Annotated in this window: 17 protein-coding genes; 10 read left to right on the top strand and 7 right to left on the bottom strand. The window is 64.5% G+C overall.

What is annotated here, in order from left to right:
• Positions 1 to 1,071: a tetratricopeptide repeat protein gene (locus OP498_RS10615; RefSeq protein WP_280553446.1), complete on the bottom strand. Its 1,071-nt coding sequence runs from the start codon at positions 1,069 to 1,071 to the stop codon at positions 1 to 3.
• A gap of 291 nt (positions 1,072 to 1,362) precedes the next feature.
• On the opposite strand from OP498_RS10615, the gene OP498_RS10610 reads away from it, so the two are divergent.
• A complete protein-coding gene (locus tag OP498_RS10610) occupies positions 1,363 to 2,832 on the top strand; it encodes a DUF4041 domain-containing protein (protein ID WP_280553445.1) in 1,470 nt (489 codons plus the stop codon).
• A 603-nt stretch (positions 2,833 to 3,435) separates the two neighbouring features.
• Here the strand turns inward: OP498_RS10610 and OP498_RS10605 are convergent.
• Positions 3,436 to 3,603 (bottom strand): hypothetical protein, encoded by a 168-nt coding sequence (locus tag OP498_RS10605; protein WP_280553443.1) that lies wholly within the window; start codon positions 3,601 to 3,603, stop codon positions 3,436 to 3,438.
• A gap of 333 nt (positions 3,604 to 3,936) precedes the next feature.
• Between OP498_RS10605 and OP498_RS10600 the strand changes: the two genes are divergently transcribed.
• The 4 genes from OP498_RS10600 (at position 3,937) to OP498_RS10585 (ending at position 7,294) form a co-directional block, all read left to right on the top strand.
• Positions 3,937 to 4,770 carry a type IV toxin-antitoxin system AbiEi family antitoxin domain-containing protein gene (locus OP498_RS10600; protein WP_280553441.1) on the top strand — a complete coding sequence of 278 codons (834 nt, stop codon included), beginning with the start codon at positions 3,937 to 3,939 and terminating at the stop codon, positions 4,768 to 4,770.
• Positions 4,760 to 5,680: a nucleotidyl transferase AbiEii/AbiGii toxin family protein gene (locus tag OP498_RS10595; RefSeq protein ID WP_280553440.1), complete on the top strand. Its 921-nt coding sequence runs from the start codon at positions 4,760 to 4,762 to the stop codon at positions 5,678 to 5,680. The genes OP498_RS10600 and OP498_RS10595 overlap by 11 nt, the downstream gene beginning before the upstream one ends.
• 121 nt (positions 5,681 to 5,801) lie before the next feature.
• On the top strand, positions 5,802 to 6,587 hold the full coding sequence (locus OP498_RS10590; RefSeq protein ID WP_280553439.1) for an IS1380 family transposase: 786 nt from the start codon (positions 5,802 to 5,804) through the stop codon (positions 6,585 to 6,587).
• A 380-nt stretch (positions 6,588 to 6,967) separates the two neighbouring features.
• Positions 6,968 to 7,294, top strand: a complete 327-nt coding sequence (locus OP498_RS10585; RefSeq protein ID WP_280553438.1) for a rhodanese-like domain-containing protein — start codon at positions 6,968 to 6,970, stop codon at positions 7,292 to 7,294.
• A 183-nt stretch (positions 7,295 to 7,477) separates the two neighbouring features.
• On the opposite strand, the gene OP498_RS10580 is transcribed toward OP498_RS10585, so the two are convergent.
• Positions 7,478 to 7,795 (bottom strand): monooxygenase, encoded by a 318-nt coding sequence (locus OP498_RS10580; protein ID WP_280553436.1) that lies wholly within the window; start codon positions 7,793 to 7,795, stop codon positions 7,478 to 7,480.
• A 200-nt stretch (positions 7,796 to 7,995) separates the two neighbouring features.
• Here OP498_RS10580 and OP498_RS10575 point away from each other — a divergent pair, with 200 nt between their 5' ends.
• Together OP498_RS10575 and OP498_RS10570 are read left to right on the top strand one after the other, a co-directional pair.
• On the top strand, positions 7,996 to 8,487 hold the full coding sequence (locus OP498_RS10575) for a molybdopterin-dependent oxidoreductase (protein ID WP_280553434.1): 492 nt from the start codon (positions 7,996 to 7,998) through the stop codon (positions 8,485 to 8,487).
• The gene (locus OP498_RS10570) at positions 8,484 to 9,710 is read left to right on the top strand and encodes a GGDEF domain-containing protein (RefSeq protein ID WP_280553432.1); all 1,227 of its coding nucleotides are present in this window, start codon (positions 8,484 to 8,486) and stop codon (positions 9,708 to 9,710) included. The genes OP498_RS10575 and OP498_RS10570 overlap by 4 nt, the downstream gene beginning before the upstream one ends.
• A gap of 76 nt (positions 9,711 to 9,786) precedes the next feature.
• Here the strand turns inward: OP498_RS10570 and OP498_RS10565 are convergent, their stop codons facing one another.
• The 4 genes from OP498_RS10565 to OP498_RS10550 all read right to left on the bottom strand — a co-directional run bounded on the left by OP498_RS10565 (position 9,787) and on the right by OP498_RS10550 (position 14,524).
• Positions 9,787 to 11,526, bottom strand: coding sequence for an isocitrate/isopropylmalate family dehydrogenase (locus OP498_RS10565; RefSeq protein ID WP_280553430.1), 1,740 nt, complete (start codon positions 11,524 to 11,526; stop codon positions 9,787 to 9,789).
• A gap of 99 nt (positions 11,527 to 11,625) precedes the next feature.
• Positions 11,626 to 12,879 (bottom strand): threonine ammonia-lyase, encoded by a 1,254-nt coding sequence (locus OP498_RS10560; RefSeq protein ID WP_280553429.1) that lies wholly within the window; start codon positions 12,877 to 12,879, stop codon positions 11,626 to 11,628.
• 37 nt (positions 12,880 to 12,916) lie between these two features.
• Positions 12,917 to 13,495, bottom strand: a complete 579-nt coding sequence (locus OP498_RS10555; RefSeq protein WP_280547489.1) for a gamma-glutamylcyclotransferase — start codon at positions 13,493 to 13,495, stop codon at positions 12,917 to 12,919.
• Between the two features lie 108 nt (positions 13,496 to 13,603).
• Entirely contained in the window at positions 13,604 to 14,524 is a 921-nt protein-coding gene (locus OP498_RS10550) for a TauD/TfdA family dioxygenase (protein WP_280547488.1), read from the bottom strand.
• A 228-nt stretch (positions 14,525 to 14,752) separates the two neighbouring features.
• Here OP498_RS10550 and OP498_RS10545 point away from each other — a divergent pair, with 228 nt between their 5' ends.
• The 3 genes from OP498_RS10545 to OP498_RS10535 are packed head-to-tail and all read left to right on the top strand — an operon-like array spanning position 14,753 to position 17,843.
• A complete protein-coding gene (locus tag OP498_RS10545; protein WP_280547487.1) occupies positions 14,753 to 15,763 on the top strand; it encodes an ABC transporter substrate-binding protein in 1,011 nt (336 codons plus the stop codon).
• Entirely contained in the window at positions 15,763 to 16,596 is an 834-nt protein-coding gene (locus OP498_RS10540; protein ID WP_280547486.1) for an ABC transporter ATP-binding protein, read from the top strand. Before OP498_RS10545 ends, OP498_RS10540 begins: the two co-directional genes overlap by 1 nt.
• On the top strand, positions 16,593 to 17,843 hold the full coding sequence (locus OP498_RS10535) for a threonine synthase (RefSeq protein ID WP_280547485.1): 1,251 nt from the start codon (positions 16,593 to 16,595) through the stop codon (positions 17,841 to 17,843). The genes OP498_RS10540 and OP498_RS10535 overlap by 4 nt, the downstream gene beginning before the upstream one ends.
• Positions 17,844 to 18,055 lie beyond the last annotated feature (212 nt).

Here is an 18,055-nt window from a genome sequence, read left to right as displayed (position 1 = left end):
TCATTTGCCGGCCATCTTCCTGGCCGCGTCGTACTCGGCATCCAGGCCGGACTGTGAGTCCATGGAGGGATCGATGAATTTCAGGCCCACGTGCATCATCGACAGGAGCTGTAGACCCGAGAAATCGCCGTCGAGGGATTCCAGCGAGTAGCGCTTATCCGGGCCGTTGATGGAGAGGCCGCTTTCACCGAGCTTGGCGATCTCGAACACGGTCTTGGCGACCTCTTGCCGATCCATCTTGGCGAACGTCTCGAAGGCACCCGTCATGTACATCACGGCGTCCATGCGCAGTCCGCCATCGGCCTTGGACTTCATTGTCTCCTGCGAGAGACGGCTCCGAGCCTTCTTGACCTCAGTGGCGATGGGCGAGGACGGCTCCAGCTCGATGATGCGCTTGTAGATGCCGTCGGCCTGTTCCGCGTTCTGGGGTCCCATCTCCTCGAGACTCAGCGCCAGGCCATACAGGGTGGCGACATCCTGGGGATTGGCCGCCAGGGCGCGCTCGAAGAAGGGCTTGGCCTCTTCGTGCTTGCCGCGCTTGGCAAGCAGGCCCGCCAGATTGCGGTTGATCCACAGGTCGTCGGGGAGCTGTTTCGCCGCATCACGCAGCACGACCTCGGCCTTGTCCAGCTGCCCGAGCTTGATGAAGGAGAAGCCCAGCGCCGCATGCGCATGAGCATAGTCCGGAGCTTGCTCGACGCACGCCTGCAGGGGCGCGACCGACTCCTCGACCCGGTCCATCTCGGACAGGCAGACGCCGTAGTTGTAGAGGATCTCGGGATCGTCGGTCATCTCCGCCATGACCTCGAGTGCCGGCAGCGCATCCTCGAGAAAGCGGTGCTCGAGAAGGCCCAGGATGTACTGCTTGGGCTCGACGCCTTCCTGCGGCACGGCGACCCCAAGGACATGCCCATCCTGGATGACGATCGCGGCCGAGTAGCCCTTTGCTGCGTACTGGGTGGTGAGGGTGAGCAGCACAGCATCCTCGAACCCCGGGTCATCCCGTGGCGGCAGCCCGTCCAGCTTGATGTCGTCGAGGCTGTGTTTGAAGATCTCAGGGGCTTGCGGCATTGCTTCACCTTCGGGGCGCTGGAGGTCAAAGCGCCAATGGTACCAAGTATTGATCCGGTTGTTGGAGGTAGCCGGGGCTTTTCCTTCGCCGTTCGCGGTGTTGCCCGCAAATTCTCTGACATCGGTCTGATGTCGGTGATCTCCTGCAAGCTTCTGACGACCCCTGTGGCAGACTGACCCGACACATAAATAACAAGCGGTTGTGCAGGGGGTAATATGTCTGAAGGAGCTATCGTTCTACTGGTGTTCGCGGGTCTGACGCTGTCCGGATGGGTGACAGCGGTGGTCTTCATGCGGAAGGCCAAGCGCCATCAGCAGGAAGCGGAACGAATTCGCAGGTCGGTGGAGCACCTCTGGCAGTACGAATCCGTGCATGATGCTTCCGAACACGCCAAGGCACTGGTTCACCGGGCTGAGGAAGCAGCCCTGAAGACGTCCCGCGACACTGAGCGCACCCTCTCGTTAGCAAAGCAGGCAGCCGAGGACATGGTGGCTGAAGCCGAACAGGAGAAGCTGGGAATCCTGGGCGAGGGGCGCGCCAAGGGTAGAGAAGCCCGCGAGAAGGCTGAGGCTGTGGTTGCACGCGCAGATGAACAGGCTCGCCAGATCGTCGATGATGCCCGCCGGCAGGCGGAGGAGACGGCCGGCAATGCGCTCAAGGCCGTGGAGGATGCCAAGCTCTACGAGCAGACGGCCAAGGCCATGCAGAACATCATCGAGGGCTACCACGACGATTACATCGTGCCCAACACCAGTCTGCTCGATGATCTGGCCGAGGACTTCTCCCACAAGGATGCCGGCGAAAAGCTCAAGCAGGCACGGAAGCACAGCCGCGACATGGCCAAGAACGGACGAGCCGGCGATTGCGACTATGTCGAGCGGGTTCGGCGAGAGCACGCCGTTCACTTCGCCGTCGATGCCTTCAACGGCAAGGTCGACTCCATCCTCTCAAAGGTCAAACATGACAACTACGGCAAGCTGCGCCAGGCGATTCTCGATGCGTTCGCTGTGGTCAACCACAACGGCAAACCGTTCAAGTATGCTCGCATCACTGATCTTTACCTGCAGGCCCGGCTGGATGAGTTGAAATGGGCGGTGGCCGCCATGGAGCTGCGACGGATCGAGCAGGAGGAGCAGCGCGAGATTCGCGAGCAAATGCGAGAGGAAGAGAAGGCCCGTCGCGACATCGAGAAGGCTCTCAAGCAGGCCGAGAAGGAAGAGCGCCTGCTGGCCAAGGCCATGGAGGAGGCTCGCAAGCAGTTGGAAGGAGCCAACGACGAGGAACGGGCCCAGTTCCAGGCGCGCCTGGCCGAGCTTGAACAGCAGTTGGAAGAAGCCGAGTCGCGTGGCGAGCGAGCACTTTCCATGGCGCAGCAGACCAAGCGAGGCCATGTCTACATTATCTCCAACATCGGCTCGTTCGGTGAGAACGTCTTCAAGATCGGCATGACTCGCCGCCTGGAACCGCTCGACCGCGTGAAGGAGCTGGGGGATGCCAGCGTACCCTTCTCCTTCGATGTCCACGCCATGATCTATTCCGAGGATGCACCTGCTCTTGAGCGTGAGCTGCATCGCCAGTTCATCGAGCATCAGGTTAACCGCATCAACCCCAGGAAGGAGTTCTTCCAGGTGCCTCTGGCCGAAGTTCGGGAGGCCATCGAGGAGGAGGGCCTCGAGGTCCACTGGACCATGGCTGCAGAAGCATGGGAGTACCGGGAGTCCAAGGCGGTGGCTGAACGCCTACTTCAGGCAGTGTCATGACTGGTGATGAATAGATGGTGCCCCCGCCGTCTCGTTCCTCGCCCGCGGGCCGGGCTGCTCCGGGCTTCGGCCCTTCGGGCTGGCTTCGCCACCCTGCGCATCTCTGGCGCTCTTGCGCTCCGCGCGCTGGTGGCACCGCCTGTTCGTTCCTCACACGCTCCGCCTCTGCGGGGCGGGCGAGGCACGAGCCGGCCCCTCGCCCCTCCGGCGTGCCGGCTGACGCCCGCACGGCCATGAGCCCTTCACCTACCGGAAAGACGTGCTGGACGGCTCCTGTTTCACAAGGACAGCCATTTCCACGAACCCTTGCCGCAGTACTGGCAAAAACGCTTAACCACGCGCCGGGGGTGTTCGACGGAGGCTTACGTTGGTTGCTGGTTGGTTGCTGATTGCGAGGAATTGGTGTGGTTAGTGTAAGTAGTGGAAATTCTCAAATGTATGATTTTAAAAGATAACCGCATGGCAGGCGCGGTCCTCAATATTAGCAAAATTGCACTCATAATCCCTTGGTCGCTGGTTCGAGTCCAGCTGGGCCCACCAATATCAGTCATTTACACAACTGTCTTACTGTTCCGGTGTACCTTGCGGGAATTTTGCGTGAGGTCAGGACACGCTCAGTCTGCGCAATACCACCAGTTCCGGCTTGTTACCTTCTCGTTCGCAGACACTGTCCGCCGCTTCGATCAGGCGGGTCAGTTCCGCCGCTGAATAGTGCGTGGTGATCCGCCCGGAGCGGTGCCCGAGCAGATGCTGCCGGTCTTCAAAGCTCACGCCGGCCGCCCGGAGAAGGCGGCCGAACGTAAGCTTTAGATCGTGCACTCGCACTTGCGGCAGGCCTGCATCACACCGTGCCCGCTACCAGCCGCTATTGAGCATCCTTGCAACCGGTTTGTCGCGATACGCATGTAGTGCTGATCACATCCGCCACCAGCGTGCCGGCCGGTCATCGGCCCGGCAGCTTTTAAGCATCGAACCGGCGGGGCGTGGAGCTTCGCCGGTTTTGTGCTTTGGTTTATGTATAATTTAATATGTATAGCAAAGCTATTCTTTTTGCCATAAATTTAAACTGGCCTTTAGGTTTTAAAAAATGCTATTTTGTATAGCATGAGTGAACTGAAAGGTGGAAAGCTAAACCAGCTGGTGCGCCTGTTGCCCGAGGGGCTGCTGGTCGATGCGGCGTGGCTCGAGGCGCATGGCTATTCGCGGGCGCTGCGGAGCCAGTATGTCTCCAGTGGCTGGCTGGACAGTCCCGTGCGCGGTGTCTATTGGCGGCCGCGCGGCGTTTTTCGCTGGGAGCAGGTTGTCATCTCCTTGCAGGTGTTGCTCGGCTATCCCGTCTCGGTCGGCGGGCGGACTGCCCTGGAGATGCGGGGCTATTCCCACTATCTCTATCAGGCGCAGCAGGCTGTCCATCTCTATACCGACCGCAAGTTGCCCTCCTGGCTTGCGAAGCTGCGGGATATGCCGGTCTTTGTCGTGCATAACCGGTCCCGCTTCCTGCCGGCGCTGCCCGGTTACAGCGACAAGCTCTCTCTGGAAACGGCTGAGTCTGGCGCGTCGCCCCGTCTGCCGGGGGCGCTGGATATCGATGCTTGGGGGCCGTGGGGCTGGCCGCTGGTGCGCTCTGCCCCCGAGCGGTCGATTCTCGAGCTGATCGATGAGCTGCCGAATGGTACTTCCTTCGACATGGTGGACAAGTTCATGGAAGGGCTTGTGACGCTCCGGCCGCGTAAGATGCAGGCCTTGCTCGAGGAGGCGCAGAGCGTCAAGGTGAAGCGGCTGTTCTTCTTCTTTGCCGATCGGCACCGGCCTCAGTGGCTGGACATGATCGAGCGCAACAAGATCGATCTCGGCAAGGGAAAGCGGATGATCGCCAGGGGCGGCAAGCTGGACAAGACCTATCAAATCACCGTCCCGGAGGACATGGATGCCCTTTGATCCGACATTCAGGCAGCAGGTGCAGCTGCTCGTCTCGGTCCTCCCCCTGGTCGCCGAAGAAAGCTGCTTTGCCCTGAAGGGCGGGACGGCCATCAATCTCTTTGTTCGTGATCTGCCGCGCCTATCCGTGGATATCGATCTGACCTACCTGCGGGTGGCGGAAAGGGCGCAATCGCTGGAAGCGATCGACAGCGCCCTGAAGCGGATCGGTGAACGCATCACCGGCACGTTCCCGGACATGACCGTGCAGGGATCGGCCCCCGGCGGGAAGGGCGCGATCAACAAGCTCGTGGCGCGCACCAAGCATCGGCTGCAAATCAAGGTCGAGGTGACGCCGGTCCTGCGGGGCTGCGTCTATGAGCCGGCCGTGATGCCCGTATCGGAAACGACCGAGGACGAGTTCGGCTTTGCGAAGATACAGGTCCTGTCCTTTGCCGATCTGTATGCCGGCAAGATCCTGGCGGCGCTGGACCGGCAGCATCCCCGCGACCTGTTCGACGTTTATCTGCTCCTGGAGGAAGAGGGCTTGAGCGATGCGCTGCGCACGGCGCTTATCGTTTATCTGATCAGCCACGATCATTCGCCCCATTCCCTGTTAGCGCCGCCTGCAAAGGATATCCGCACCATATACGAAACCGACTTTGCCGGCATGACGGAGCGGCCCGTAGCGCTTGAAACGCTGCTGGATGCCAGGGACCGGCTGGTCAGCACGGTCCTGTCCGGCATGCCGGAAGAGCACAAATCGTTCCTGATCTCTTACTATGAAGGCAATCCCGCATGGGAAGTGCTGGGTATAGAAGGTCTCGAGCGGATGCCGGCCGTGCGGTGGCGTGAGCTTAACCTGGACAGGGCAGGGCCCGGCACACGGGAGTCTATTATCAAGGCGCTGGAGGAGGTCTTGTCCGCTTGAGGCTGGGCAGGGTGTTGGTGCTGCGCATCCCCTGACGGGGACCGGGCTCTCGTGAACCGAACCCCGGCGGGGCGGGTTTCAGCCGTGCGGCGTCGATCCCTTGCGCATGACAGGGGTAGCTATGAGCAAATACGACAAGCTGGGTGCTTATCTGGAGTCGTTGAACGGCTCTGAGTGGCATGCCAGCTTCAGGCAGCTGGAATTCATCCTCGCCTTGCTGGTCCGGAGGCTGCGCCAGGCGTGGCCTGAGGTAAAGATCGTATTCCGCGGTGACAGCGGCTTCTGCCGCCCGCGGATCCTCAACTGGTGCGACCGCCACGGCGTCGATTACATCATCGGCCTCGCCGGCAACAAGCGCCTGGCCAAGCTGGCCCTGGACATCGACTACGCGTCGGCCATCCGCTTCGAGAGGACCTGGGAGAAGCAGCGCGTCTTCGGCTTCATCGAGTACGCCGCCGAGAGCAGGAGGAAGCGCCGACGAAAGGTGATCGTCGAATCCGAGACCAGCGTGCGTGGCGTCAACACCCGCTACGTGGTCACCAATCTGCGCGGCTGCAGCGCCGAGTGGCTCTACGACCACCGCTACTGCGCCCGGGGCGAGATGGAGAATCGCATCAAGGAGCAGCAGTACCTGTTCTCCGACCGCACCAGCTGCCACGAATGGTGGCCCAATCAATACCGCCTGCTGCTGTCGGGGCTGGCCTACCTGCTGCTGGAGCGACTGCGCCGGGTCTACCTCAAGCGCACCACCTACGCCCAAGCCCAGTTCAACACCATCCGCCTGAAGCTGCTGAAGATCGGTGCCGTCATCACCCGCAACACGCGCACGATCCGGCTGATGCTGAGCAGCCAGTACCCGGAGCAGGACCTCTTCCTGACGCTGGCCAGCAAGCTGGTTCCAGGATAGCGACGTGGTGTGCTGTCCCCGGCACAGAAAACACATGGGGGTAGGGGGAGCTGCGTCCTGAGCCCAGAATATGGATCAATATGTAGCCAATTTCAGGCCCTGAGAGCCATCATGTCCACCGAGCCCGACATATGGGTGCTTCTGACCAGCCAGGTGCAATATCCGGGCTAGATGGAGTCGCAGGAGTACCCAAGGGATGCCGAGCACCCGAAGACATCCCGCCCGCATGGCAGCTGGTCCCGCTCCCTGGGTGCGATATCTTGGCCTGAATCGACGTCTCCTTGTTGTGGAAAACCCTTGTAAAATAGTGGGTTGGCTTCTATGTTGAGGGGTGAAAGGCAGACGCGAACGCCGAATCCGCTACCGCAGAGGAGGTGGATATGAAAGCGATCACGCGCGACGAGCTCAAGATCATGAACGAGATCGAGCATGAGGATTTCGTGCTCCTCAATGTGCTGCCACGGGACGCCTTCAACAAGCAGCACATTCGTACCTCGATCAACATGCCCGTGAAGGATGAGAACTTCGTCGACAAGGTGGCTGATGTCGTCGGCAGCAAGGAGCGCAAGGTCGTGGTCTACTGCGCCAATTTTGATTGCGACGCGTCTCCCAAGGCGGCCAGGAAACTGGAGGAAGCCGGCTTCACGCAGGTGTACGACTATGAAGGCGGCACTCAGGACTGGTTCGCACAGCGCGGCGCGGCCTGATCGACCGGGATGACGACACCCGCCACGGGCGGCCCGCGAGAGCCGCCCGTTTCGTCTGGCAGCAACGTTGCCGGGAACCCTTTCCCTGCTGTGCCTCCTGCTGAGCGGCTATGCGGTATATGGCGCACCATGACGCCTACGGCTCGGCGGTGCCCGGCTGATGCGCGGCTGAGCCTTCCCGAATCAGCCCTCGGCGCGCGACAGCGGCCCGCCGTTGATCCTCGAGAGCGCGGCGTTGGTCTCGAGAATCTGCGCCTCGGTGCCGGTCACCCCCATGCCCTCCAGCCGGGCGGTGTGCATCCGGCGGTAGGCCTCGGCGTCCTGCCGGGTGGCGAACAGGTAGACGCCGCCGGCCAGCTGGCGCTCGGCGTCCTCGGTCCAGATCTTCCACAGCAGGCCGGGTTCCTCGTTGATGGATTCGGCCAGCGGGGCGAGGGCCTCGGTCATCTCGTCGCCGAAGGGGCCGGGGAAGGGGAAGTGCACCTGCAGTATCACGGCCATGGGGCCTCTTTATCGGGTTGATAGTCACCCCGGCCCCGCCGAGGCCTGGTGACGGCAACGTTGGTGGGTTAGTGTCGCAAAATATGGACACCGGGCGGGGCATTGGCGATAGTCGCGCCAACCCGGATCGCGTTTCTGACCAGGCGAGCCGCCGGAGACTGCTGCCATCCTACATCGTCCATCCCGTCAAGTGAGCTCTCATGCGTGTTCCTTCCTCTTTTCGCGCCTGCCTCCTGGCAGGTTTTTGTTGCCTGCTGGCGATGATTGCCGGTTATGCCATGGCCGACGATACCCCATCGGTGCTGACCTTGACCGAGGGCAGCGAGTCCCGCGAGTTGACCCTCGAACAGATCGAGACGCCGGGCCTTCATGCCGTGGAGATGCGCCACCCGGAAGGGCCCGAAGGCCGTTTTTCAGGGGTCTGGCTGGATGACTTCCTCGCCGCCCAGGGTCTCGATGAGGCGCGCCGCGTCAGGTTCATCGCCCTCGATGGCTACACGACCTTCCTCACCCCGGCGCAGCGACGGGAGAAGCGCTACCTGCTGGTCACGCGCCTCGACGGCGAGCCCGTCGACGAGGCGGCGCTGGGGCCCTTGATGCTGGTGGTGCCCGAGGACGCCAAGGCCGCGCGGGAGGGCAGCGTACCGATGACGCGCTGGATCTGGGCGATCCGCGAGATCAGCGCGAGATGAGGGCGGCATCCTCCCGCGGCCTGGGGTTGCGCCTGGTGCTGGTGTTCAGCCTGATCGCCACGCTCTGTGCCCTGGCGATCGCCTACTACGTCTCCCAGGCGCGCCAGCAGGTGGGGGCCGACTACACGGCGCTGGTCACCGACGTGGTCAGGGCCCAACAGGATCCCGCCGCCCTGCGCATGACCCTGGACAGCCTGATCGACCGCCAAGACCGTATCCACCTGGAGCAGATTCAGGCGCTGCTGTGGCGCATTCCCCGCCGTATCGAGGGCATCCGGTTGCAGCTGCGGCGCAGCGAGCTGGCGCCCGCCAGCTACGGGGAGCTGGTCGATGAGCTGGACCATGTGGCGTCACGGCTGCCCGCTCTGGAGGCCGCCGTTGACGTTGCCGCCGAGGAGGGGATCGACGCGCGGGGCGGCGAGGCCATCCTGGTCCTGGGCATGGAAATCGAGGAGGGGCTGGCCTGGGCCTACAGCGAGCTGAACGAGCTGCTCCACCGGGCCTCGGCCGAACAGCGCCTGCTGATGGAGCGCCTGGCGCTGGCCGTGGCGGTACTGCTGCTCCTGCTGCTTCTGGCGATCGCCGCGGTGATGCGCATGCTGTTCCAGCTGCATCGTCAGCGCGAGACCATGCGCCTGCAGAGCCGGACCGACGAGCTGACCGCCCTCGGCAACCGCCGCTGGCTGCGTGAGGCGGCCGGGGAGGCGTTCGACCGGCGCCGCCGCCACGGGGCGCCGCTGAGCCTGATGCTGCTGGACCTGGACCACTTCAAGCAGATCAACGATGCCTTCGGCCACCCGGCCGGCGATGCGGTGCTGGTTGCCTTTGCCCGTACCCTCGAGCGGCAGGTGCGACGTGTCGACAGGGTGGCGCGGATGGGGGGCGAGGAGTTCGCGATCCTGATGCCCGATAGCGACCTCGCGGGCGCCGAGGCCCTGGCCGAGCGGATCCTGTGCGCGACCCGGGCGATGGCGTTGCCCGGGCCGGCCGCCGAGCACCGGCTGACGGTGAGCATCGGGGTAGTCGAGGCCGAGGAGGAAAAGAGCTTCGACCGGCTCTACAGCCGGGCCGACCCGCTGCTCTACCGGGCCAAGGCGGACGGCCGCGACCGGGCCGTGTCCGGCCATGGACACGCGGCGCCCCCTTCCGCTGGCGGTGGGGTGCCTGGCCATCATGACGCGGGCGCCGTACAGGCAGCCTGCGAGGGCGGCCCCCGACGCTGACCCGCCCACTGCCCACCGCGCCGGCCCCGCCTCTGGTGCGGGGCCGGCGCGGTCGCGTCAGGCCGCCGTCGTCGTGTCAGGCGGCCAGTCGGCTTGCCACGGCGTCGAGGAAACCCTGCATGTCGACGAGGGTCTCGGCGGCCGGATCGGTGGTCTTGCCCTTGAGGTCGCCGGTGATGATGCCGTCGGCGACGGTATCGATCAGCGCGGCCTTGAGGCGGGTGGCGTAGTCGACCAGGGGCGCGTTGTCCTCGCGCTCGCCGAGGGTCTCCAGGGCATTGGCCACGGCGAAGATCAGCGCCGAGGCGTTGAAGTGCGCCTCCTGGCCGTTGCTCTCCAGGTACCTCAGGTAGAGGTCATGGGCGGTGCCGTGGGGCGCCTCGAAGAGCATGGTGCCGCTCTTGCTCTCGATGATCGAACTGGCGGTGGCCAGGCTGCCGCCCAGCGCCGCGGAGATGTCCGAGAAGATGTCGCCGTCGAGGTTCTGCGCTGGGTAGAGGGCATTGCGCGGCGGATCGGTGATCATCTTGATGAGCTGGCTGGAGGGCCGCATGATCATGAACGACGGCGGCGGGGTGTCGGCCTGGGCCAGCTCGCGGCGTACATCCGTGATCACGGTGCTGAATACCTCGTCGTAGTCCATGTACTCGCGCTTTAGGCCGAAGTAGACCTCCTTCTGCTTGCGCGAGGCGTCGCGGAACACCTGGGTGACCCAGTCCTTGATGGCCTCGTGGTCGTTGGACATCAGCAGGATGGGGTCGCCTTGCTTGACGTGGCGGGCGTGCTTCTCGTCGCCGTCGACGATCACCTTGAGGATGCCGTCCTCCGTGGCGGGGGCGTTGTAGCTGCCGTACTGGTCGCCGCCGCCGGCGCTCATCCGCGACAGCGAGACGTGTGCCTTGCGGGTGGGGATGCCGTGCACCTTGAGCTGCTCGACCAGCTTGTAGAGCTTGCGACCGGTGGTGTTGTCCGGCACGCCCCACAGCGCGCGCTCGGGCGGGTTGGCGACAATGCGCGCGGCCTGGGCGTCGATCAGCTCGTAGTGGTAGGCAAGCCCCAGTGCCTCGACCTGCGCCCGGTAGTGCTGATCAAAGATGCCCTCGATGGCGGCGCGCATCACGCCGTCGTAGCCGGCGATCACGGTGTCCTTCAGGCCCAGGTAGATGTCGCGCTTCTCGTCGATGGCGCGCTGGAAGAAGCGGTGCGCCCAGGTCTTGATCTCGTCGATGTCGTTGGTGGCGAGCAGCCAGGGGTCACCCTTCTTGACCTCGCGGCGGTGCAGCTCCACCGGGTCACCGCTGGCACCCACGAACATCAGCTTGACGATGCCGGTGGCGCGGGAGAGTTGGTTGTAGCTGTCCTTGCTGCCGCCGGTCGCCATGGTGTCGACCTCGATGTCGCGGCCGATCCACTCTGGCTTGTTGAACTGCAGGTTGCGGAACTGGATGTCCTCGCGGGTGATGTTGCCGCCGATGCCCTTGCGGATGGCGCCGTTGGGCGACTTGGTGGCCAGCGGGTGGAGCGTGGTGCCGTCGAGCTCGGGGTGGGCGGCCAGCAGCTCGCCCAGCTGGGCGCGGTTGACCGTCATCCCCGCGTTCTTGACGCCCACGCCATAGCGCTTGAGCGCCTCGATGGCATCGATCACCGCCTGGCCGTTGGTGACCAGGCGGTTCTCCGCGGTCAGGTCGACCTCCACCAGCTCGATGTCCAGCCGGGAGGTCACGAAGGTGTCGAGGATCCGCTCGAAGGCCACCTGCGCCATCTCGTCGCCATGCAGGATGACCAGGGGGGCTGTCACGTTGATCTTGCTGCTCATCACTTTTCCCTTGTTGAGACGATGTAAACCGCTGCGATGATCGAATGCGCATAGGGTACGCCTGCCGCCGGCCCTGCGCCATGCGCTCAAGGGCGCTGATCAGTGCCCCTCGGGGTCGGTGGCCCAGCGCTCGTCCGGGTGGACCTCGTTGGCGGGCAGCACCGGGTCGTAGCCCTCGGCGCGCAGCGCGGCGATCACCTCGCGGGTGTGGTCGCTGCCCAGGGTCTCGAGGGTGGCCTCGACCTCGGTGGCGCGCAGCGAGAGGTCGGTGAAGGTACGCTGGTGGGCGATCTGGATGACGTTGGCCCGCTGCTCGGCGAGCAGGCGGGTAAGTTCGGCCAGCGAGCCGGGCACGTCGGAGATGCCGACGCGCACCCGCACGATGCGCCCGGTGCGCACCAGGCCGCGCTGGATCACGGAAGAGAGGGCCAGCATGTCGATGTTGCCGCCGCACAGCACCAGCCCCACCTTGCGGCCGCGGTAGCGCGCCGGATCGGTAAGCAGGGCGGCGAGCCCCGCGGCGCCGGCGCCCTCGGCGACGCTCTTCTCGATCTCCAGCAGCAGCAGGATGGCGCGCTCGATCTCGGGCTCGTCCACCAGCACGATGTCGTTGACCAGTTCGCGCACGATCTCCCGGGTCAGGGTGCCGGGCTGCTTCACGGCGATGCCTTCGGCCAGGCTGGCCAGGCCGCAGTGGATCTCCTCACCGGCCAGTGCCTGCTTCATGGCGGGAAAGCGCTGGGTCTGCACGCCGATCACCTCGATATCGGGCTTCAGCGCCTTGGCCGCCACGGCGTTGCCGCTGATCAGCCCGCCGCCGCCGATGGGGATCACCAGGCAGTCGAGGTCGGGGACCTCCTCGAGCATCTCCGGGGCGATGGTGCCCTGCCCGGCGATGATCCGCTCGTCGTCGTAGGGATGCACGAAGACCAGGTGGCGCTCCTCGGCCAGGCGCCGGGCATAGGCCCCGGCCTCGTCGACCCCGTTGCCCTCCAGGTGCACCTCGGCCCCGAAGTGGCGGGTGTTGCGCACCTTGAGGTTGGGGGTGTGGCGGGGCATGACGATGGTGGCGTGGATGCCCAGTCGCTTGGCGTGATAGGCCACCGCCTGGGCGTGGTTGCCCGCCGACATGGCGATCACACCCCGGGCGCGCTCCTCGGTGTTGAGTGAGAGCAGGTGGTTCAGGGCGCCGCGCTCCTTGAAGGAGGCGGTGAACTGGTGGTTCTCGAACTTGATGTAGAGCTCGCAGCCGGTGAGCCGCGAGAGAGTGGTGGAGGGCAGGCAGGGGGTGCGCTCCACGCTGCCCTGGAGGCGGGCGGCGGCCTGTCGGACGTCGTCGAGGGTCACGCTCATGGGAGGGTCGTCTCCATTGTCGAGGGGGTGTCGGGCATCAGGCGCCTGCCGGGTGGGGCAGGCGCGCTGCCAGGGCGAACACGTGGGGATCCTCCACGCCGAGTTCGCGCAGGGCCTGGGCCAGATTGACCAGGTAGTCGCGGTTGGGGCCGCTGGGGCCGTGGGCCATGGCGATCTGCTCAGCGATGGCGGTGAGCGGGGCGTCGCCGAGAAAGGCGGCGTTGTCCTCGGTGGCGAGATACACCAGTCCCTCGGCGCTCGAGGGCGGTGCGGCGTCCTCGAAGTGCAGTCGGGTGATCTCGCGCAGGTAGCCGTTCTTCTCGCGCACGTCGAGCGGGCCGAGCACCTCGGGCGTGATGCGGTAGGCCATGCCGTGGCAGGTCGCACCGGGCTCGCGCACCAGGGTGACCACGCGGCCCGGCGCCTCGGGGGTGCCGCGGTGGTCGTGGGAGCCCTGCCAGAAGCGGCGCACCCAGCCGTGGATAGATGCCGGACGGCGCTCGAGGAAAGGGAAGTCGGCCTTCCAGATCAGCGAGCCGTAGCCGAACAGCCAGATCTCGTCGTGGCCGTCGAAGTGGGTCATCTGCCGGTTGCGGTGGGTCGTGTCGAGAGTCATCCCCGAATGATGCGTCGGCCGGCGGCGAATGTCGAAGGCTTGTGTGTGGGGGGCAGGTCGCGGTTCACCTGGCGCTGTGGCGCCGGCGCCAGGTGAACCGATAAGCCCTCAGCCGACGAGTTGCCAGGCTGAGGTGTCGTCACTGCGCTGCAGGAAGGGATGGTCTCCCTTGATGGTCACGCGCTCGCCGCGCCGCACCTGGCCGGCATAGTCGAAGATGGCGCGATGTTGAGTGCAGCGGTTATCCCATAGGACCACTGTGTTGGGTGCCCAGTGTACGCGCACCTGGAACTCTGGTGTCTCCTGGTGGCGATAGAGAAACTCCAGCATCGCCTGGCTTTCGGCATGTCCCAGCTCGACGATCTCACGGGTGAATCCACGGTTGACGAATAGGCTCTTGCGGCCCGTTTCCGGATGCGTGCGAACCACCGGATGCACCGCCTCCGGATAGGGCTTGTCACTTGGTACGCCGAATCGGCTGCGATCCTGGGCGGGCTGATTTCGGTAATATAGCCGGTAGGTGGCTTCTCCCGAATGCATCGCTGTCAGCCCCTCCAGGAAAACCTGCATGGCGGACGACAGCGCTTCGTAAGCGGCATAGCCACTGGCAAAGAGGGTATCGCCGCCCACATCGGGTACCTCATGAAGGTAGAGGATGCTGCCCAGTGGCGGCTGTGCGTCGCAGGAGACATCGGAGTGCCAGTGCCCGCCGTTGACGGCCTGTTTGCCCGAGCGAATGGCCTTGGGATCGTTGGAAGAATTCTGCCCAGCCTCGACAGGGAAGATCTCCGGGTAGCCCTCGGGTCCCTTGGCCATCGGGTGAATATGCAAGTCGCCGAAACGCCGGCCGAGGGCAATATGCTGATCGCGGTTGAGTTGCTGGTCGCGCAGTACCAGTACCTGATGTTCGCGAAAGAGTACGTGCAGTGTTTCGACGTCATGGTCATCGAGGTGTGCCAGGTCGAGTCCGCTGATCTCGGCGCCGATATGGCCGCTCAGCTTCGTCACGCTGATGCCTTGTGTCGTCATGGAGCGTCTCCTGAGTAGACGGTGAATGTCGGCCTATCCAAGCAGCCAAAACGACATCCAGGCCAATCACGATTCCTGCTATGGGTTTTACGAAATACATATCCGCACTGCAGTGAAAAATACTTCACTGGCTGAGTGATTTGCTCAGTAAAACAACTCATTGGCGGGCTCTTCAGGCGAGGGGCAAGGTGAGTGTTCCGACACTCACGGACACAGATGGAGAGCCCCATGTCGCTGACAAAATTCCGATACGCCGGCCTGACTCTGCTAGCCTTAGCCGCCACCGGCGGCACCCAGGCCGCAGAGGCGAGCGAACGTATTCGCATCGCCGAACAGTTCGGCATTGCCTACCTGCCGCTGCAGGTCATTCAAGACCAAGAGCTGATCCAGAAGTATGCCGAAGAAGCCGGTCTCGACGTAGACGTCGAGTGGCGGCGCCTTTCCGGCGGTGCCGCCGTCAATGATGCGCTGCTCTCCGGCAGCATCGATATCGCCAGTGCTGGCGTGGGCCCGCTGCTCATCGCCTGGGACCGCACCCGAGGCAACCTCGATGTCAAGGCCATCGCCGCCTTGGGTCATGCCCCCAACTTCCTGCTGACCCGTGACCCGGAAGTGCAATCGATCGAAGACTTCGGTCCTGAGGATCGCATCGCCCTGCCGGCGGTGGGCGTCTCAGTGCAGGCGCGTTTCCTTCAGTATGCCGCCGCCAACACCTTTGGCGCGGATGAATACGACGTACTGGATCGTCAAACGCTGTCGCTCCCCCATCCCGATGCGACGGCGGCGCTGATCTCCGGTGGCACCGAGATCACCGGCTACTTCTCCAGCATTCCCTATCAGTATCAGGCGCTGGAGTACGAGGGTATCTCCAAGGTGACCGACTCCTACGAGATCCTCGGTGGTCCCATCACGCCGGTGCTGGTGTATGCCACCGATAGCTTCCGCACGGACAACCCTGAACTCTATGAAGTGTTTCGTGCCGCCCTGGCAGAGGCCAGCGAGATCATCGAGGCGGATCGTGACGCCGCCGTGGATATCTTCCTGCGCGTCACCGGCTCTCGGTTGGAACGCGACTTCCTCTCTGGGCTGGTTAATGACCCGCAGATCGATTTCACGTTGGTACCCGATAACACCTATTCGCTGGCGGAGTTCCTGTACCAGGTGGGGGCCATCGAGCATCGCCCCGAGAGCTGGCAGGACTACTTCTTCGATGAGGCACACGCCTGGGAGGGAAGCTGATGACGGCGGCCACGGCAGCTCCCCTGGCAAGGTCGCAAGGCAGTGCCGCCCCGCGCCCAAGACCTGCCACGCCGCGACTGGCGGTGGATGGTGTCACCCTGGAGTACCGCACGCCCCGCCAGGTGGTGAAGGCCACCCAGCGGGTCAGCTTCGACGTTCAGGAAGATGACCGTTTCGTGCTGCTGGGCCCCTCAGGGTGCGGCAAGTCGACCCTGCTCAAGGCGGTGGCGGGTTTCCTCTCCCCGGCAGAGGGAGAGATCCGGCTCGATGGTCAGCAGGTGGTCGGTCCAGGCCCCGACCGCCTGGTGGTCTTCCAGGAGTTCGATCAGCTACCGCCCTGGAAGACGGTCAAGCAGAACGTCATGTTCCCGCTTTTGGCCTCGCGCACCCTGGGGCGCCGAGAAGCGGAGCATCGTGCCCTGGTGACGCTGGAGAAAGTGGGTCTCGACGCCTTCGCCGATGCCTATCCCCATACCCTTTCCGGGGGCATGAAGCAGCGGGTGGCCATCGCACGGGCACTGGCCATGCAGCCACGCATTCTGCTGATGGACGAGCCCTTCGCGGCGCTGGATGCCCTGACACGTCGCAAGATGCAGGAGGAGTTGCTGATCCTCTGGAAGGAGGTTGGCTTCACCCTGCTGTTCGTTACCCACTCCATCGAGGAGGCGCAGATCGTTGGCAACCGGGTGCTGCTGCTCTCGCCCCACCCCGGCCGTGTACGCGCCGAGCTGGGCTGCGAGGCGGACAGCCTGTCGAACCTCGGGAGTGCGTCCACCAAGTCCCGTACCCAGCAGATCCATCAGTTGCTGTTCGAGCACGAGGGACGACCATGAGTGAATCTCGGCCCTATCGCTACGCCACCCACCTGGCCTGCCCGCGCTGCGAGGCGACCCATGAGCTGTACAGCCTGCAGCAGCTCTGCCCCTGTGGCTCGCCGCTGCTGGTGGGTTACGACCTGGCGGGCCTGGCTACAAACTGGCGACCAGAGGATCTGGCCGGGCGTCCCTGGAACCTGTGGCGCTATCACGAGCTGCTGCCACTGGCACGACCCGAGGCGATCGTCAGCCTGGGCGAGGTGATAACCCCGCTGATCGAGCTGCCGCGCCTGGGTGACGACATGCGGCTGCCGAGGCTTGTCATGAAGGACGAGGGATTGCTGCCCACCGGCTCCTTCAAGGCCCGCGGCGCCGCGGTCGGCATCTCCCGCGCCCGGGAACTGGGCGTGACCCACCTGGCCATGCCCACCAATGGCAATGCCGGGGCGGCCTGGTCGCTCTACGCCGCACGCGCGGGCATCGGGGCCACCATCGCCATGCCCGAGGACGCGCCGCGCATCACCCGGCAAGAGTGCGCCCTCGCCGGTGCCCACCTGGCGCTGGTCGACGGCCTGATCAGCGATGCCGGTCGTCAGGTGGCCCGCTTCGTCGAGGCGACCGACGCCTTCGACGCCTCGACCCTCAAGGAGCCCTATCGCATCGAGGGCAAGAAGACCATGGGGCTGGAGCTGGCCGAGCAGCTCGGCTGGCAGTTACCCGACGTGATTCTCTACCCCACCGGGGGCGGCGTGGGCCTGATCGGCATCTACAAGGCGCTGCAGGAGCTCCAGGCCATCGGCTGGGTCTCGGGCCCCTTGCCAAGGCTGGTGGCCGTGCAGGCCAAGGGCTGCGCGCCCATCGTGCGCGCCTGGCAGGAGAGAGCACATGAATCGCGCTTCTGGGAGCACAGCAAGACACGGGCCTTCGGAATCAACGTGCCCAAGGCGCTGGGAGACTTCCTGGTGCTGGAGGCCCTCTATGCCACCGATGGCCGGGCCATCGCCGTCAGTGAGTCAGCCATCGACTGGGAGCAGCGCCGCGCGGCCCAGCTCGAGGGCACCTTCGTCTGCCCCGAGGGCGCGGCGGTGCTGGCCGCGGCCCGGGAGCTGCGCACCCTGGGCGAGATTCCCGCCGAGGCGCGGGTCATCGCCCTCAACACCGGCGCCGGCATCAAGTACCCCGACAACCGCGACCTCGGGCTGCCCCTGTTGGCCCCCGAAGAGGACCTGGCGAAACATCACGCACCGCACGGGAGAGCCTTATGACTCTGCATACTCTGAGCGTCGACCGCTTCCAACGGGCCGACCGAATACACGAACTACCGCCCGTCGAGGCCAGCGAACGGGCGGTGTCGCATCCGCTCTGGCGTAAGCGCTCCACAAACCCCATCTTATGCAGCTGAATAACGTCCGTCAGACTGGTGTCACCCAATCCTAAGGAGGACACCATGAACGAGCTGACTTCGACGCAGGCCTAC

Origin of the sequence: Halomonas sp. 25-S5 (assembly GCF_029889845.1) — a bacterium.
Classification (GTDB): domain Bacteria; phylum Pseudomonadota; class Gammaproteobacteria; order Pseudomonadales; family Halomonadaceae; genus Halomonas.
This window is presented reverse-complemented; position numbering and strand designations above follow the sequence as displayed.

Coding starts and splice junctions, on each gene's coding strand:
- OP498_RS10615 (WP_280553446.1), bottom strand. CDS start 1,071: ATGCCGCAAGCCCCTGAGATCTTCAAACACAGCCTCGACGACATCAAG.
- OP498_RS10610 (WP_280553445.1), top strand. CDS start 1,363: ATGCGGAAGGCCAAGCGCCATCAGCAGGAAGCGGAACGAATTCGCAGG.
- OP498_RS10600 (WP_280553441.1), top strand. CDS start 3,937: ATGAGTGAACTGAAAGGTGGAAAGCTAAACCAGCTGGTGCGCCTGTTG.
- OP498_RS10595 (WP_280553440.1), top strand. CDS start 4,760: ATGCCCTTTGATCCGACATTCAGGCAGCAGGTGCAGCTGCTCGTCTCG.
- OP498_RS10590 (WP_280553439.1), top strand. CDS start 5,802: ATGAGCAAATACGACAAGCTGGGTGCTTATCTGGAGTCGTTGAACGGC.
- OP498_RS10585 (WP_280553438.1), top strand. CDS start 6,968: ATGAAAGCGATCACGCGCGACGAGCTCAAGATCATGAACGAGATCGAG.
- OP498_RS10580 (WP_280553436.1), bottom strand. CDS start 7,795: ATGGCCGTGATACTGCAGGTGCACTTCCCCTTCCCCGGCCCCTTCGGC.
- OP498_RS10575 (WP_280553434.1), top strand. CDS start 7,996: ATGCGTGTTCCTTCCTCTTTTCGCGCCTGCCTCCTGGCAGGTTTTTGT.
- OP498_RS10570 (WP_280553432.1), top strand. CDS start 8,484: ATGAGGGCGGCATCCTCCCGCGGCCTGGGGTTGCGCCTGGTGCTGGTG.
- OP498_RS10565 (WP_280553430.1), bottom strand. CDS start 11,526: ATGAGCAGCAAGATCAACGTGACAGCCCCCCTGGTCATCCTGCATGGC.
- OP498_RS10560 (WP_280553429.1), bottom strand. CDS start 12,879: ATGAGCGTGACCCTCGACGACGTCCGACAGGCCGCCGCCCGCCTCCAG.
- OP498_RS10555 (WP_280547489.1), bottom strand. CDS start 13,495: ATGACTCTCGACACGACCCACCGCAACCGGCAGATGACCCACTTCGAC.
- OP498_RS10550 (WP_280547488.1), bottom strand. CDS start 14,524: ATGACGACACAAGGCATCAGCGTGACGAAGCTGAGCGGCCATATCGGC.
- OP498_RS10545 (WP_280547487.1), top strand. CDS start 14,753: ATGTCGCTGACAAAATTCCGATACGCCGGCCTGACTCTGCTAGCCTTA.
- OP498_RS10540 (WP_280547486.1), top strand. CDS start 15,763: ATGACGGCGGCCACGGCAGCTCCCCTGGCAAGGTCGCAAGGCAGTGCC.
- OP498_RS10535 (WP_280547485.1), top strand. CDS start 16,593: ATGAGTGAATCTCGGCCCTATCGCTACGCCACCCACCTGGCCTGCCCG.